The sequence below is a fragment of the Amycolatopsis sp. NBC_00345 genome, from assembly GCF_036116635.1.
In the GTDB taxonomy this organism is placed as follows: domain Bacteria; phylum Actinomycetota; class Actinomycetes; order Mycobacteriales; family Pseudonocardiaceae; genus Amycolatopsis.
This window is the reverse complement of sequence record NZ_CP107995.1, coordinates 8,649,579-8,664,238: the sequence shown is the minus strand read 5'-3', so window position 1 is coordinate 8,664,238 and position 14,660 is coordinate 8,649,579. Positions and strand designations below refer to the sequence as shown.

Annotated in this window: 15 protein-coding genes and 3 tRNA genes; 7 read left to right on the top strand and 11 right to left on the bottom strand. The window is 69.8% G+C overall.

The features are described 5' to 3' along the window. Nucleotides 1-22 precede the first annotated feature (22 nt). Genes OG943_RS39285 through OG943_RS39275 form a run of 3 tightly spaced genes read right to left on the bottom strand, consistent with a single transcriptional unit; the run spans nucleotide 23 to nucleotide 2,108 of the window. Nucleotides 23-358 (bottom strand): NIPSNAP family protein, encoded by a 336-nt coding sequence (locus OG943_RS39285; RefSeq protein ID WP_328605973.1) that lies wholly within the window; start codon nucleotides 356-358, stop codon nucleotides 23-25. Beyond that, nucleotides 355-1,476 carry a 5-methyltetrahydropteroyltriglutamate--homocysteine S-methyltransferase gene (locus tag OG943_RS39280; protein WP_328605972.1) on the bottom strand — a complete coding sequence of 374 codons (1,122 nt, stop codon included), beginning with the start codon at nucleotides 1,474-1,476 and terminating at the stop codon, nucleotides 355-357. Before OG943_RS39280 ends, OG943_RS39285 begins: the two co-directional genes overlap by 4 nt. An 11-nt stretch (nucleotides 1,477-1,487) precedes the next feature. Continuing rightward, the gene (locus tag OG943_RS39275; protein WP_328605971.1) at nucleotides 1,488-2,108 is read right to left on the bottom strand and encodes a DUF998 domain-containing protein; all 621 of its coding nucleotides are present in this window, start codon (nucleotides 2,106-2,108) and stop codon (nucleotides 1,488-1,490) included. A 119-nt stretch (nucleotides 2,109-2,227) separates the two neighbouring features. On the opposite strand from OG943_RS39275, the gene OG943_RS39270 reads away from it, so the two are divergent. Further along, nucleotides 2,228-3,577 (top strand): nucleobase:cation symporter-2 family protein, encoded by a 1,350-nt coding sequence (locus tag OG943_RS39270; RefSeq protein ID WP_328605970.1) that lies wholly within the window; start codon nucleotides 2,228-2,230, stop codon nucleotides 3,575-3,577. 3 nt (nucleotides 3,578-3,580) lie between these two features. Here OG943_RS39270 and OG943_RS39265 read toward each other — a convergent pair whose 3' ends face one another. Then, a complete protein-coding gene (locus tag OG943_RS39265; protein ID WP_328605969.1) occupies nucleotides 3,581-4,135 on the bottom strand; it encodes a hypothetical protein in 555 nt (184 codons plus the stop codon). 147 nt (nucleotides 4,136-4,282) lie between these two features. Here OG943_RS39265 and OG943_RS39260 point away from each other — a divergent pair, with 147 nt between their 5' ends. Continuing rightward, on the top strand, nucleotides 4,283-5,032 hold the full coding sequence (locus OG943_RS39260) for a rhomboid-like protein (protein ID WP_328605968.1): 750 nt from the start codon (nucleotides 4,283-4,285) through the stop codon (nucleotides 5,030-5,032). Between the two features lie 119 nt (nucleotides 5,033-5,151). Then, the gene (locus OG943_RS39255) at nucleotides 5,152-7,902 is read left to right on the top strand and encodes a sensor domain-containing protein (RefSeq protein WP_328605967.1); all 2,751 of its coding nucleotides are present in this window, start codon (nucleotides 5,152-5,154) and stop codon (nucleotides 7,900-7,902) included. Here OG943_RS39255 and OG943_RS39250 read toward each other — a convergent pair. Further along, nucleotides 7,896-8,723: an arylamine N-acetyltransferase family protein gene (locus tag OG943_RS39250; RefSeq protein ID WP_328605966.1), complete on the bottom strand. Its 828-nt coding sequence runs from the start codon at nucleotides 8,721-8,723 to the stop codon at nucleotides 7,896-7,898. The two genes, OG943_RS39255 and OG943_RS39250, sit on opposite strands and share 7 nt — an antisense overlap. Before the next feature lie 138 nt (nucleotides 8,724-8,861). On the opposite strand from OG943_RS39250, the gene OG943_RS39245 reads away from it, so the two are divergent. Beyond that, nucleotides 8,862-9,212 carry a 4-fold beta flower protein gene (locus OG943_RS39245; RefSeq protein WP_328605965.1) on the top strand — a complete coding sequence of 117 codons (351 nt, stop codon included), beginning with the start codon at nucleotides 8,862-8,864 and terminating at the stop codon, nucleotides 9,210-9,212. A 1-nt stretch (nucleotide 9,213) separates the two neighbouring features. Here the strand turns inward: OG943_RS39245 and OG943_RS39240 are convergent, their stop codons facing one another. The 5 genes from OG943_RS39240 to OG943_RS39220 form a co-directional block, all read right to left on the bottom strand. Continuing rightward, the gene (locus OG943_RS39240; RefSeq protein WP_328605964.1) at nucleotides 9,214-9,591 is read right to left on the bottom strand and encodes a hypothetical protein; all 378 of its coding nucleotides are present in this window, start codon (nucleotides 9,589-9,591) and stop codon (nucleotides 9,214-9,216) included. A 97-nt stretch (nucleotides 9,592-9,688) separates the two neighbouring features. Next, nucleotides 9,689-9,762, bottom strand: a tRNA-Phe gene (locus tag OG943_RS39235). 31 nt (nucleotides 9,763-9,793) lie between these two features. Further along, nucleotides 9,794-9,867: transfer RNA gene (locus OG943_RS39230), tRNA-Asp, on the bottom strand. Nucleotides 9,868-9,897: 30 nt separating this feature from the next. Beyond that, nucleotides 9,898-9,970 (bottom strand) — tRNA-Glu (locus tag OG943_RS39225). Nucleotides 9,971-10,260: 290 nt separating this feature from the next. Beyond that, the gene (locus tag OG943_RS39220; RefSeq protein WP_328605963.1) at nucleotides 10,261-10,512 is read right to left on the bottom strand and encodes a hypothetical protein; all 252 of its coding nucleotides are present in this window, start codon (nucleotides 10,510-10,512) and stop codon (nucleotides 10,261-10,263) included. A gap of 474 nt (nucleotides 10,513-10,986) precedes the next feature. Here OG943_RS39220 and OG943_RS39215 point away from each other — a divergent pair, with 474 nt between their 5' ends. Next, on the top strand, nucleotides 10,987-11,415 hold the full coding sequence (locus OG943_RS39215; RefSeq protein ID WP_328605962.1) for a hypothetical protein: 429 nt from the start codon (nucleotides 10,987-10,989) through the stop codon (nucleotides 11,413-11,415). Nucleotides 11,416-12,225: 810 nt separating this feature from the next. Here OG943_RS39215 and OG943_RS39210 read toward each other — a convergent pair. Next, nucleotides 12,226-12,429, bottom strand: coding sequence for a cold-shock protein (locus OG943_RS39210; protein ID WP_003097368.1), 204 nt, complete (start codon nucleotides 12,427-12,429; stop codon nucleotides 12,226-12,228). Between the two features lie 446 nt (nucleotides 12,430-12,875). Here OG943_RS39210 and OG943_RS39205 point away from each other — a divergent pair, with 446 nt between their 5' ends. Both OG943_RS39205 and OG943_RS39200 read left to right on the top strand, forming a co-directional pair. Further along, nucleotides 12,876-14,093 carry a L,D-transpeptidase gene (locus tag OG943_RS39205; protein ID WP_442874635.1) on the top strand — a complete coding sequence of 406 codons (1,218 nt, stop codon included), beginning with the start codon at nucleotides 12,876-12,878 and terminating at the stop codon, nucleotides 14,091-14,093. A gap of 169 nt (nucleotides 14,094-14,262) precedes the next feature. Continuing rightward, complete coding sequence (locus OG943_RS39200) at nucleotides 14,263-14,562, top strand: hypothetical protein (protein ID WP_328605960.1); 300 nt, start codon at nucleotides 14,263-14,265, stop codon at nucleotides 14,560-14,562. The last annotated feature ends 98 nt before the right edge of the window (nucleotides 14,563-14,660 follow it).

Sequence of the window (14,660 nt, the reverse complement as noted above, 5' to 3'; positions counted from 1 at the left end):
CGGCGCGGCCGGACCGCGGCCGTCAGCCCGGTTCCGCCTCGCCGTCTTGCCAGTCCGGCAGGAGCGGCCGCATGAACGTGCGCCGGTAGCGCAGCACGCAGCCGGACTCCTCACGGATCTGGTCGGCCGCAACGAATTCCGGGTCCACGCCGAACAGCGTCCGGTAACGCTCGTAGGCCGCGAGGCTCTCGAAGCTGAACAACGCGCGGGCCTCGTCGCTGGCGCCCTCCGCGGGCAGGAAGTAACCGTGGTGGACGCCGCCCTCGCGTTCCACCAGCCGCATCCACTCGGCGGCGAAGCGTTCGAAGTCGGCGATCTTCGCCGGGTCGATCACGTAGTCGACGACGCAGGTGATCATTCGCGGCCCCACACCCGCTCGGCCGTCGAGACGACCAGCTCCAGCTTCCGCAGCTGGTCGTCCACGGTCAGCTCGTTGCCCTCCTCCGTCGAGGAGAAACCGCACTGCGGGGACAGGCAGAGCTGGTCGACGTCGACGAACCGCGAGGCCTCCTCGATCCGCCGCACCAGCGCGTCCGGGTCCTCCAGCTCGGGCCGCTTCGTGGTGACCAGGCCGAGCACCACGCGCTTGTCACGCGGCACGAAGCGCAACGGCTCGAAGCCGCCGGAGCGCTCGTCGTCGAACTCCAGGAAGAAGCCGTCCACGCCCAGCTCGCCGAACAACGCCTCGGCGACGAACTCGTAACTGCCTTCGGCCGCCCACGAGGAGCGGAAGTTGCCGCGGCACAGGTGGGTCGTGACGGTCATGCCGTCGGGCTTCCCGGCGAGCGCGGCGTTGATCTGGTTGATGTTGCGCAGGTGCTGGGTGTCCGGGTCACCGCCCATGCGGGCGACGAGCTCGCGCTGCGCCGGGTCGTTCAGGTAAGCGAGGCTGGTGTCGTCGAGCTGCAGGTACGTGCAGCCGAGTTCGCCCATCGCCGTCAGCTGCGCCGCGTACGCCGAGCTGAGGTCGGTGAAGAAGTCCTCCAGATCCGGGTACACGGTGTCGCTCACCGCCGCCCGGCCGCCGCGGTAATAGACCATGCTCGGCGACGGGATCGTCAGCTTCGGCGTCACGCCCGCGTCGACGTGCGCCTTCAGGAACTCGAAGTGCCGGGCGAAAACCGGCTCGTCGAGGCGCACCTTCCCGTCCACTTGGAGCCCCGGCGGGCTGAACTCGAGGTCCCCGGCGAGGTTGTGGAATTTCACGTGCAGCCGCTCGTCACTGCGCGAGACGCCGCCGAGCGCGTAGATGAAGTCCATGTGCCACGAGGACCGCCGGAACTCGCCGTCCGTGGCCGAGGGCAGGCCCGCGGCCCGCTGCATCTTCACCACGTCGCGGATCGTGTCGTCCTCGACCGCGCCGAGTTGTTCGGCGGTGATCTCGCCGTCGTTACGCCGTCGCCGCGCCTCGCGCAGGACAGCTGGTCGCAGCAGGCTCCCGACGTGGTCGGCGCGGAACGGGGGACGTGGGGTCATGCCCGGCATCGTCACACAGACTGGTGACCCGTGCCGATCGCCGATTCGGCCCGGGCGCTGGTCGCGGCCACGCGCATCGCGCGCAGCGCCAGCACGATGAGCCAGGTCCACCCGATCACATTGGTCAGGCGCTGCCAGATGCCGAGGGTTTCGGCCGCCACGAGGGCGACGGCGAAGGTCAACGGCATGGCGACGCCGACCGCGATGGAGTACCAGCGCCAGCGCGCGGTGGCCTGCCAGCGAGCGGCCACGAAACAGGCGACGATCAGCGCGGCGGAGCTGATCGTCCCCACCACGTTGTGGATCATGCCGTGCCAGGTCGCGTGGTCGGTCGGCACCGGATCGGACAGGAAGACGCCGGCCAGCGCCAGCCCGGCCCCGACCAGGGCGACCAGCACGCCCGTCGCCCGGTTCACCGTTTTCGCCACCGCGACGGCGGACGCGGTGATGAGCAGCCCGGACACGATGAAGTTCGCGATCTGCAACCATCCGCCGCTGCCGAGCTCGGCCTCGCTGACCGCGGCGCTCACCGGGTCGTAGTCCGGCTTGACCACGTCGTTGATCAGGAAGACCACGATGAACAACGCCGATCCCACGACACCGCACCACAACAACCCACGCTGAGCTTTCACGGAGCCAGGTTAGTGACCCAGACCGGTCACCAGGGAAACAGGATGATCACGCCGGGGACTTGCCACTGTCATCCGCGACGCGTTGGCTGTTGCCCGGAAATCGCGCGAAAGGGCCACCCATGACCGAATCCGTCCCGCACCCGGTGGACCAGCGGCTGCCCACCGGGAAGCTGCTCCTGCTCGGCCTGCAGCACATGGCGATCATGTACGCCGGCTCCGTCGCCGTGCCGTTGATCGTCGGCAGCGCGCTGAAGCTCGACGCCGCGACCGTCGCCCTGCTCGTGAACGCCGACCTGTTCGTGGCCGGCCTCGCGACGCTGGTCCAGTCCATCGGGATCGGCAGGCTGCTCGGCATCCGGCTGCCGGTGGTGGCGGGCGCGACGTTCACCGTCGTGAACCCGATGATCCTGATCGCCTCGCAGTACGGGCTCACCGCGGTTTACGGCGCGATGCTCGTCTCCGGGGTGTTCGGGCTGGTGATCGCGAAGCCGTTCGCGAAGATGATCCGGTTCTTCCCGCCGCTCGTGTCCGGCACGTTGCTGCTGGTCATCGGTATCTCGCTGCTCGGCCCGGGCACGGCGATGATCGCCGGGCACGACACCGGATCCCCCGACTACGGCTCGCCCTCGCACATCGGGCTGGCGTTCGGCGTGGTGGCGCTGGTGGTGCTGTGCACGCGGGTGCTGCGCGGGTTCGGCAACCAGCTCGGCCCGCTGATCGCGCTCGTGATCGGGCTGCTGGCCGCGATTCCGCTGGGGCTGACGCACTTCGGCGGCGTCGCGCAGGCGAGCTGGTTCGGGCTCGGGTCGCCGTTCCACTTCGGCGCGCCGACGTTCCCGATCGCCGCGGTGCTGTCGATGTGCGTGGTGATGCTGGTGACGTTCACCGAGTCCACCGCGGACCTGATCGCCGTCGGCGAGATCACCGGGCGGCCGGCGACCGACTCCGACGTCGCGCGCGGCCTGGCCACCGACGGCCTGTCCGCGATCCTCGGCGGCTTCATGAACTCGTTCCCCGACACGGCTTTCGCGCAGAACGTCGGCCTGGTGCAGATGACCGGCGTACGCAGCCGCTGGGTGGTCGCGGTGACCGGCGGCCTGCTCGTGGTGATGGGGCTGGTGCCGAAGGTCGGCGCGTTCATCGCGGCCATTCCGGAGCCGGTGGTCGGCGGCGTCGCGGTGGTGATGTTCGCGACGGTCGCCGCGGTCGGCGTGCAGAACCTGAAGCGGGTCGAGTTCTCGGGCAACCACAACACTTTTGTCGTCGCCGTGGCGCTGGGTGTCGGGCTGCTGCCGGCGTTCGGGCTGGACCGCTTCGGCAACTCGGTCTTCTTCCAGCACTTCCCCGCGTGGCTGCAGACGATCTGCGGCAGCCCGATCACGGTGACGGCGGTGCTGGCCTTCGTGCTGAACCTGCTCTTCAACCACCTCGGCCGGCGCTCGGAGCCGGACCTGCTGGCGGCGCCGTGAAACTCAGCAGAAGAGGATGCCCAGCAGGCACGGCGGGGGCAGCTGCGGGTCCGACGAATGCGCCGGAGGCGGCGGCTGCGCAGAGGTGGACGGGCCCGGTGTGGACGGATCGCCCGTGGGAGTCGAGGAGTCGCTGTGCTTCGGCGGCGCCGGGTCGTGCGCCGACGGGCTGTCGGGAGCCGCACCGCCGCGCGGGTTCAGCGGGTCCAAGGTGGAGGTGACGTCGGAGGAGCGCGGCTGGTCACTGGTGTCGCCGCTCGAGGACGACTGGTGCCCCTCGCCGCCGCTGGTGCCGGCGACGGTGGCCGGGTTGCTCTCGCTGACGCCGCCCGCACCCCCGGTGCGGTCCGGCATCTCGATCACCTTCATCTCGGTGACGTGCGCGGCCTCGTCGTTCGCCGTCGTCCCGAATCCCACGAGAACCGCCGCGGCGCCACAGCCGACCACGACGGCGAGCATCACGGCGACCATGCGCCAGCGCGACCTCGACGGGGGCGGAACGCGCTCGCCCCAGCCTTCGCGCACCAGCAGATCGGCGACCGAAACCTCTTCGTTCACCAGCGGACCTTTCACCAGAGTGAGCCATTCTTACCGCAATTGGCCACCGAACGGGTGAAGACTGACAGAAATTCCTACACAGCGTATGTCACCCTACCGGGTGAGAGTCACAGCACTTTCACAGCTGCCCTTAGTAAAAATCCCAGCATGACCAGCGAGCCTGGAACCATGCTGCTGCGCGCCCCCCAGCCGGTTCCCCTGCGAACGCGCTGGTCCGTCTGGTTCCAGTGGGTGCCCACTCCGCGCAGCACCCCGTTCACTTTCGGCTACCTGGTGGTCCTGCTCGGCACCACGCTCCTGATGCGCTTCGCCGACCCGACCCTGATCGACAAGCTCCTGCTGCTCTCCAGCACCGACGCGCACAACCTGTGGCGCCGTCCGCTGACCTCGCTGCTGACCAGCGCGTTGTGGCTGGCCGACGGCGGCTGGCTCACCTACGCCGCCATCTTCACCGTCCTCGTCGCGCCGCTCGAACGCCGTTTCGGCGCGGGCCGGACCGCGCTGGTGTTCTTCAGTGGCCACGTACTGGCCACGCTCGCCACCGAGCTGCCGGTGATGGCCCTGATCAGCAGCGGGGCGCTGCCGAGGTCCGCGGGCAACTGGCTCGACATCGGCGTCAGCTACGGCTTCTTCACCACGGCGGGCGCGCTCGTCTTCCTGCTGCGCGGCCGGCTGCGGATCGCCGCGCTGGTGGTGCTGGAGCTGTTCATCGCGCTGATCTACGTCACCGACGACCCGAGCAGCCTGGAATCCATCGTGACGGTGCTCGGCCATCTCTGCGCGGCCCACTTCGGTTTCTTCTTCTGGGGCACCCGGCTGCGCCGCGGCCGACGGCCCAGCCCGCCCGCCCCGCCCGTCGCCCGGCCCGAGCTGGTCGGGGCCGGCGCGGAAACATGAGGTCAATTCACCAATGCGGCTGACCATGGGAAGTCCTGTCGTATCTGTGCGTATACAGCGAGATCCCCGGGTGGTGTAATCGACGGGCCACACGCCGATACGGGGGGACCGGGACGCACATGGAGGCCGAAGCCGCCACCGCGGGCGAACCGGCGGGTGACGCCGCGGCAACGGCTTTGCGGGCGCGGCTGGCCGGGCTGGCCCCGGTGGACGACACCGGCGTGATCTTCTCCTTCGACGCCACCAGCACCACCCTCACCTGGCTGCCCGGCCTCGACACCGTGCTGGGCATGCCCGGCTCCCCCGGCGAAGACCTGTGCGAACAGCTGCTCGCCCTGCTCCGCCCGCTCACCGCGAACCTGCCCGCCGTCGTCCCCGGCCGGGACTTCGAGCTGGAGCAATCGCTGGAGACCGCCGTCGGGCAGCCGCGCCGGATCCGGCTGCGGGCGCGCACCGTCGGCGAGCACTCCCGCACCACCGGCCTGCTGGGCGTCGCCTACGCGGTGCCGGACGAGCCGCCGGGCAAGTCGGAGCTGGCCGAACTGGCCGACCGGTACCGCGTGCTCGTGGAGCTGAGCCCGGACGCGATCTGCGTGCACGAGGGCGGGTTCGTCAACTACCTGAACCGCGCGGCGCTCGACCTGCTCGGCGCGGGTTCGGCGGCGGAGGTCGTCGGGCGCCCGTTCACCGACTTCCTCGCCGACGGCTCGGCCGAGCGGCTGCTCGGCGGGGCACTGGCGCTCACCGAGCCGGGCGCCGGGACCGGGCCGGTCGAGGCCGTGCTCAAGCGCGTCGACGGCAGCAAGCTCGCCGTGGAGACGGTCACCGTGCGGACCAGCGACGAGCGCACGCCGTCGTTCCAGGTCGTGGTCCGCGACGTGACGGGCCGCCGGGCCGCGGCCGACGCGCTGCGCACGCAGGCCGCGCTGGTGACCCACGTCAGCGACGCCATCATCGCCACCACCGGCTCGGGGGTCGTGACCAGCTGGAACCCGGCCGCCGAGTCCGTGTACGGCTGGTCCGCGGCCGAGGCCACCGGGCGGCCCGCCGCCGAGCTGGTAGGCGCCGAGCTCGACCCCGAAGCCGTGCTGAGCGCGGGCGGCGTGGTCGAGCAGGCGCACCGAAACCGCGTCGGCACGGTCCTCTCGGTCCGCGTTTCCGCAGCTGAGATGAATGACGGCTACGTTCTCGTCTGCGCCGACGAGACGGCCCGCCGCCGCGCCGAGGAGCGCTACCGCACGGTCGTCGGGGCGCTCGACGAGGGCGTGATGGTCATGGGCCCGACCGGGCGGCTCGAGTCGGCCAACCCGGCGGCCAGCCGCATCCTCGGCCTGACCCCGGCGGACATGATCGGTGTCCCGAGCACCATGCTCATCCTCTTCGACGAGGCGGGCGCGCAGATCCCGGACGAGGACCTGCCGTCCGTGCGCACCCGGCGCACCGGCGCCACGCAGAACGGCCGCGTCGCGCGCTGGCGCCGGCCCGACGGCCGCGACGTCTGGATCTCGGTGACCTCCCGCCTGCTCGACCCGGTGGACGCGACGGGCGCGACGGCGGTCGTCTCGTTCACCGACATCACCGAGCGCCGCGCGATCAGCGCGCGCCTCGCGCACGACGCGACGCACGACCCGTTGACCCGCCTGGCGAACCGGACGCTGGTGCTCGACCGGCTGGACCGGCGCAGCCACTGCCAGGCGTCCACGGTGCTGTTCCTCGACCTCGACAAGTTCAAGGTCATCAACGACTCCCTCGGCCACTCCGTCGGCGACCAGGTGCTGCGCATCATCGGCGAGCGGCTGCGGCGCGCCGCGGGCGCCGACGACGTGGTGGGCCGCCTCGGCGGCGACGAGTTCGTGGTCGTCACGCAGGCGGCGACGGAAGACGGCGAGGTGCGGGCGCTGGCCGGGCACGTGCGCGCGGTGCTGGCCGAGCCGATCGTCGTGCACGGCCGCCAGCTGCACCTCGACGCGAGCATCGGCGTCGTGCTGGTCGGCCCGGACGACCAGCGCAGCGCGGAAGACCTGCTGCGTGACGCGGATGTCGCGATGTACCAGGCGAAAGCGCTCGGCGGCGGCCGGTTCGAGCTGTTCGACGTCGCGCTGCGCGAGCGCATGCAACGGCGGCTGCGGCTGGAGCAGGACCTGCGCGACGCCGTCCACAATGGACAGCTGTGGCCCGCGTACCAGCCGGTGGTGGACCTGCGCACGGGCGAGATGGTGGCGGTCGAGGCGCTGCTGCGCTGGACGCACCCGAAACACGGCGAGATCTCACCGGTGGAGTTCATCCCGCTCGCCGAGGAGAGCGAGCTGATCAACGTGATCGGCAAGTTCGTGCTGCGGTGCACCACGCGTGAGCTGGCCCGGCTGCGCGCCGAGCGCGGGCTCGACCTGAACCTGAAGGTCAACCTGTCCGTCCGCCAGCTCGACGACCCCGGCCTGGTGCCCGCGGTCCGCGACGTGCTCGCCACCACGGGTCTGCCGCCGGGCTCGTTGTGCCTGGAGATCACCGAAAGCGCGCTGATGCGTGACGAGGCCGCGGCCGCCGAGGTGCTCGCGTCGCTGCGCGCACTCGGCGTCCTGCTGGCGATCGACGACTTCGGCACCGGCTACTCGTCGCTGGCGCAGCTGCGCCGGCTGACGCTGGACACGCTCAAGATCGACCGCTCGTTCATCACCGGCATCGCCGAATCCCGCGACGCGGCGGCGATCGTCACGAGCATCATCGCGATGGCGCACGCGGTGGACCTGACCGTGGTCGCCGAGGGCGTCGAGACCGCCGAAGAGCTGGCGCTGCTGCGTGAGCTGGACTGCGACCAGGCCCAGGGTTACCACCTGGGCCGGCCGGCCTCGGCTGCCGAGCTGTTTCAGTAGACGCGCAACAGCGCTTCCAGCTCCTCCGCGGTGAGCACGATGTCGAGCCCTTCGAGGACTTCGCCGAGCTGGTCCGGCGCGACGGTCCGGGTCTCGGCGGTGCCGTCGGGGCGGGTTTCGGTCAGCTCGCGGCCGATCAGCCGGCGGAACCGGCCCTCGGCCAGCCGCATCACCACCAGCCGCCCGGTGAACGGCGAGCGCGGGTGCGTCGAGGTGTAGTGGTGGTAGACCTCGTAGTCGACCGGGCGGCTGCGGACCCGGTCGTCCAGCTCGTGCAGGTCGTCCCAGCCGTCGCCGTCCTGCTTCTGCAGCACCCACCAGCCGTCCTTCTCGACCAGCCGGTGCGGCCACCCGGCCTGGTCGACGACGGCGCCGTCCACCAGCGGCATCGGCACCAGTATCCCGGCCCCGAAGCCGACGTCGACGAGGTGCCGCGTGCCCTCGACCGTGACCAGCAGCGCCATGTGGGTGTACGGGCCGTCCTTGCGCGGCTGCACGCGCGCGACCGTGCGCTGGACCTCGTAGCCCAGCCGCTCGGCGACGGCGGCGAACAGCCCGGCCTGCTCGTAGCAGTAGCCGCCGCGCGGCCGTCCGACGAGCTTCCCGGCGACGACGTCCAGCCCGATCCCCTGGTGCTGTTCGAGCACCACGTCGACGTTCTCGAACGGGAACGTCTCGACGTGTGCCCTGGTCAGCGCGATGAGCGCCGCCGCCGACGGCTCCCGCCGCGGCTGCCCGATCCGCGCGAGGTAGGCGTCGACGTCCACCGTTTCGACGCCCCAGCCACCGCTGTTCCGTACCTTGGCCAGTCCCGTTGTCATGGGTCCAGTGTGTGACCTCCAGCCCGCTGGAGGTCAAGGTCTTTGTTCGTCCCCTGTGGACGGTCCGCCGGCCGGCGCCCATCCGGACTTTACGAACTTTTTTCCCAGCTTCCCCGCGGATCGCCCTAACATCCGAAGATGGAACCGATTTACGACCGCCGCGGCCAGATCTGCGCCTGGCTCGACGAAGACGCCCTGCGCGACCTCGGCGGCCGGGTCACGGCCTGGCTGCACTCGGGCAGCGTCGTGAGCCCGGGTTCGGTGCACAAGGGCTGGTACCGCGCGGGCACCTTCCGCGACCACGTCGGCGCGGTCGTCGCTTGGACCGAGGCTTCGCACAGCGCACCCTCGAAGCCGCCCCACGAGCCGATGCCGATCAACCCGGTGAAGGCCGTGCGCCCGACGAAGCCGGCAATGCCGCGCGGCCCCCTGAAGCCGGTCGACGCGTCGACCTGGTCCGCCCTGACGTGGACCACGTACGTGAAGTGAGTCAGCCGGGTTGGCCACCGTAGAAGTCGCCGAGCGCGGTACGGGTGTAGGAGATCAGCAGGTCAGCCTGCTCAAAGCCGACAGGCAGGCAATCGCGCACGCCGTCGAGCAGCTCACCGAACCCGACCGGCGGCGCCACGGTGTGCGCGAGCGGGTGGCGTTCGCGCAGCTGCTTCATCAGCTCGGCGATGTGGATCACGGCGGCGTTGGCGTCGTCCTGCCACAACCAGGCCAAGACCTCCCCGAACGCATCCGGCGGCCGCGCGACCCCGTCCCGGCCGGTGGTGCGGAACCGGTCGATCAGCTCGGTGGCGGTCCCGGTGACGCTGGCTTGCCTCAGCGCGCTGACAACGGGCCGCGGAACGGCAACGGTTTCCATGGCCTCAATGCTGGCACTGCGGGCGCCACCATCGCTTGGCGAGTCAGGGCACGAAAAAACCGCCCCGACTCGGTCGGGGGCGGTTCTCTGCTGAAAGTGGCCAGGGCCGGGGTCGAACCGGCGACCTTCCGCTTTTCAGGCGGACGCTCGTACCAACTGAGCTACCTGGCCGGGAACGCCGGCCAAGAGCCGAACGATCTTGCGACCCTGACGGGACTCGAACCCGCGACCTTCGCCGTGACAGGGCGACGCGCTAACCAACTGCGCCACAGGGCCTTGCGTACTGCTTGTCTTGCTGGTGAAGCGTACTCCCAACGGGATTCGAACCCGCGTTGCCGCCTTGAAAGGGCGGAGTCCTAGGCCACTGAACGATGGGAGCCCGGTCGGTTTCGGCTGACCGACCGACCGCGCTCTCAGGTTCCCCCGGGAGCGATTACAAGCATAGGACACCCGGAGTCGGCCGCGCACCGGGGGGTTCCTTAACGCTCAGCAGGGCTGGGACCTGCGACGACACCAGGCAGACGCGTCGACCAGGCACCGCAGCCGAGAATACCGCGCCGGGACGCCCGGCCGCCCGACACCGATCGCGCGGCGCACCCGAGGACGTCCAGGAGTGTCCGAGCCACCGGCCCGCCACCGATCCGGCGCCGGCGCCGAGCCAGGGCCGGGTCAGCGCTGGACCGGGGCCTGGCCGTCGTCGTCGAGGGACAGGCCGAGCATGTCCAGCAGCTGCGCACAGTCCTCGACCCCGAGCGCCCCGTTGGCGACCGCGAGCCGAGCCCGGCGCACTTGATCGTTGGACACACGCTGACTGTCGGACGCCCCGCGCTGCGCCGGCACTCCGCCGGGCAGTGTCGTGCTACCCCCATCGGCACCTTCGTACCGAAGGAGGAACTGTCGAACTTCCACAGACCCGCTCATGGCTCCTCCGCCCGGTTCACAACAACTGGCCGCGAGGCTAACCAGCGCCGGGCGGAACACACAGCCCCCCGGAGAGTGAACCTGGCGCCACTCTCCGCACAACTCAGCGCAATCACCGAACAGTTTCACGAGATCGTGAATGTGAACCAGGCAACGGTTTTCTCCCTCTTCCACTCGCCGAACCCCGGAACTCGTGCAACAATCGATGGTGCTGACACACCCCCGGTCAGCGCCTGTGGAGATCCCCTCCGACCCCCGCGTTCCTCCCCCTGGCGCGGGGGTCTCTCCATTTCTGCGACTTTTCGCCGGCTACCTGGTGATCTACTGACGGCACAGCAAGTCAACCCCCCGTCACGTAATGGCGTTTACCTTCTGGGCTGTTCAGGTGATCGAATAGGCCTAACGAGCGAGGAAATGCTTGTGTCGTGGCTCACAGTGGTTTGTTTGCCGAGACCCAACCGTTATCGTGTCGGAGTGCCTCTTCCCTCCCTCGGCCGCCTCGGCAGCCGTACGAACCTGAAGGCCGTCTCCCCCGGGCGGCACCGCAATGCCGTCAAGGCGGCTGACGACGAAGTCGTCGAGGACAAGGAGCTCACCAGCTACCTCGCCGCACTGGCCCCTGACGCCGACGCCGACCCCGGCAGCACCGGGACCGGCAAGCGCTTCGGTGAGGCGCAGGTCTACCAGCTGCGCATGAACCTCATCGCGAGCCAGCAGCTCAAGGACATCGCGAACGAGCGGGACATCTCCCCGCAGGCGCTGGCGCAGGAGTGGATCCTCGAGCGCCTCTCCTGGGAGGGCCAGGCCGCGTCCGCGCAGGACCGCCGCCACTCCGACGCGATGACCGACGAGTTCCAGTTCCCGTCCGAATCCTTCGACGAGCCCCTCGCCGGCCACCGCTGACCCCAGCGCCCCGCGACCATTCCGAGCCCCCGGCGAAGCAGTCCGCCGGGGGCTTTCTCTTTGCCCGCCGACCCCTTGTCCGCAAGTCCTTTGCCCGCAAGGGAAATGTTGCGCCAGTCGCAACACGCGATGCGCCCGAACGGCGGAACCGAACCACCGCACGCTCCCGCACGGGGCTCGAGCTTGTCGGCAACTCACCCGTTCTCGCGAGCCGCACGCATTGCGTAGAGGGCAACCGCGGACCAATTCGGCCACCGGTCCGGTGCGCGAGGTCGTCACAGTTGTCACTCACCGGGAATGTCACCCACCGGGAAACCAGGAACCACAACAGTTACTGCGGCCACAGCAATACCCCACCGGCCCGAGCCGCCGAGCGACGGCCGCCCGAACACCCGGCCATCAGCCACGCCGCCCGGTCGAACACCAGACACCCGGTCACCAGCCACGCCGCCCAGCGACCGGCGACCGGCTTGACCACCGGCCAGCAACCCAGACCCAGCCCCAAATCCAGCCCCAGTCCGGCCCGGGGCCCGGCCTGGCCCGACTTGGTCTGGCCTGGCCCAAAGCGAGCCCAGCCCAGCCCGAACCCAGATCCAGCCCCAAATCCGGGCCCGCCCCCAAACACAGCCCAGTCCGGCCCGGCCTGGCCTGGCCCCACCCAGATCCAACCCCACCTCAGCCCGAACCCGGATCCAGCCCCAAATCCAGCCTGACCCCAGCCCCAAACCCAGCCCAGGCACGAGAAAGGGCCCCGGCGATTCCCATCGCCGAGGCCCTTCATTCAGGCCTGAGAAAACGCGCGGGCCTGACTCAGATCGCGCGGACCTTCTGGGCCTGCGGGCCCTTCTGTCCCTGGCCGACCTCGAACTCCACTCGCTGGTTCTCTTCGAGAGTGCGGAAACCACGCCCCTCGATCTCCGAGTAGTGGACGAACACGTCGCCTTCGCCGCCATCCTGCGCGATGAAGCCGAAGCCCTTCTCCGCGTTGAACCACTTCACAGTGCCTTGCGCCACCGCTGTACTCCTCGTAACAGATCCGCTTCGAATGCCGCCGAAACGACACCCCAGGCCGTCCCGGGCGGTTCCAACGAGTCGAGCTGAGAGCTGTTGGGCCCCACGGCTCGCGTCAGAAGTTCCGCGAGTGTGAAGCCACGAACACGCAAAACGACGGCCTGGGAGCAGAGTACCGGGATCTGGCCAAATCTGAACCCCGTGATCGACGCGATCAGTTCACAGACTCGCACGTCACCGGAACGTCGTATCGCTGCCTACGCAGCGCTGTCGGTGCCCCCGACTAAGCTGGGCTCAGCGGGCCGGCGCCGCGAATCCTGATCACGGCACGGAGTCGGTCGCGCTCCCAGTGTCAACTTCGAGGGAACAAGTGTGACCCTAGTCACCACACTTTCGGTCAACGTTCGGACCTTGCGGCACGTCTGGGTTAGTGGGGCTACAAGGGGCGAATGGGGACGAGTGTGACTTTCGGAAACTTCACGCGGCGCCGGGCCGGCGTCGCGGTGCTGGGGTTGGTGGCGGCGCTGACGCTCGGGGCGTGCAGCAGCGAACCGACGGTGAGCGCGAGCGGGACGTCGGGCGGTGGGCCCACCCAGGCACCGCCGCCGGCGGCGAAACCGGCCGCCGTCACGACCTCTCCCGCGGCCGGCGCCAAGGACGTGGCGCCGGGCAGCCCGATCACGGCGACCGTCGCGGACGGCACGATCTCGTCGGTCACGCTGACGAACCCCGACGGCAAGCAGGTGCAGGGCCAGACCGCGGCGGACAAGAAGAGCTGGAGCGTCACCGAAGAACTCGGCTACGACAAGACTTACACGTGGGCCGGCCAGGCGGCCGGCAGTGACGGCAAGCCGGTCCAGATCAGCGGTTCCTTCACCACCGTCAAGCCGCGGCGGCAGATGGCGGGCAGCCTGAACGTCGGTGACGGGCAGACGTACGGCATCGCGATGCCGATCGCGCTCACGTTCCCGAGCAAGGTCACCGACAAGGCGTCGGTGGAGAAGGCGCTGTCGGTAGAGACCACGCCGAAGACCGAGGGCTCCTGGGCCTGGCTGGACGGCGACACCTCCGTGCACTGGCGGCCGAAGGAGTACTTCCAGCCGAACACCACGGTGAAGGTCAACGCCAAGATCTACGGCGTCGACATGGGCGGCGGCACCTACGGCCGCCAGGACCTCTCGTCCAGCTTCACCATCGGGCGCTCGCAGATCGTCAAGGGCAACACCCAGGAGCACCGCATGCAGGTGATCCGCGACGGCCAGCAGGTCGAGGACTTCCCGGTCAGCTACGGCCTCGACTCCGACCCGGGCCGCGTCACGCACAGCGGCACGCACGTGGTCATGTCGAAGCACGCGACGTACTCGATGAACAACCCGAAGTACCACTACTCGGACGTCAACGTGCCGTGGGCCGTGCGCATCTCCAACAACGGCGAGTTCATCCACGGCCTGGCCGGCACGATCTCGCAGCAGGGCAAGCGGAACGTCTCGCACGGCTGCCTGAACCTGTCGCCGGCCAACGCGAAGATCTACTACGACAGCGTCCTGCCGGGTGACCCGGTGGAGATCACCGGCAGCACCCAGCAGCTGTCCTCGAAGGACGGCGACTACAACGACTGGACGTACGACTGGGCGTCGTGGAGCAAGCTCTCGGCCCTCGCCGGCTGAACGTCATGCGGGAGACCGGGCGGCCGGGAAGCCACGTGCTTCCCGGCCGTTCGCGTTCCGGTCCGGAGACCGGCGGGAAACTCGATGCAACCCCGTGGCCGGGCGACCGCATGACTAACGCAGAGAGGCGCCGCCGAACGGACGCGGCGCCCGTGACCGAGGAGATGTCTTGCGTATTCGTTTCGCTCTGAGCCTGGGTGCCCTGCTGCTCGCCGGGGGTGCGATCGCCGGCGGCGTCGCGTCCGCCGCGCCGTCGCCGACCGCCCCGCAGCAGGTCACCACGGCGCCCGCGCCGTCGGCCTCCAGCAAGCCCGCCCCGGAGGCACCGACGGACATGCAGAAGCCGGAGGCCGCGCCGCGCCAGAAGCCGGCCGTTGCCACGCCCGGAAAGCCGCGGGCCGCGCGCGTGCCCACCGCCATCCCGGCCGGCCCGACCGGCGACCTGCACCTCCCGGCGATCTGGGGCTAACAGTGTCATTCGTTACTAATCCGACGGCAGTCACGGCGGAACAGGTTTCTCTGAGCAGGTCGGCTGCGGCCCGTATCCGCCTGCTTTCGGTCGGATTA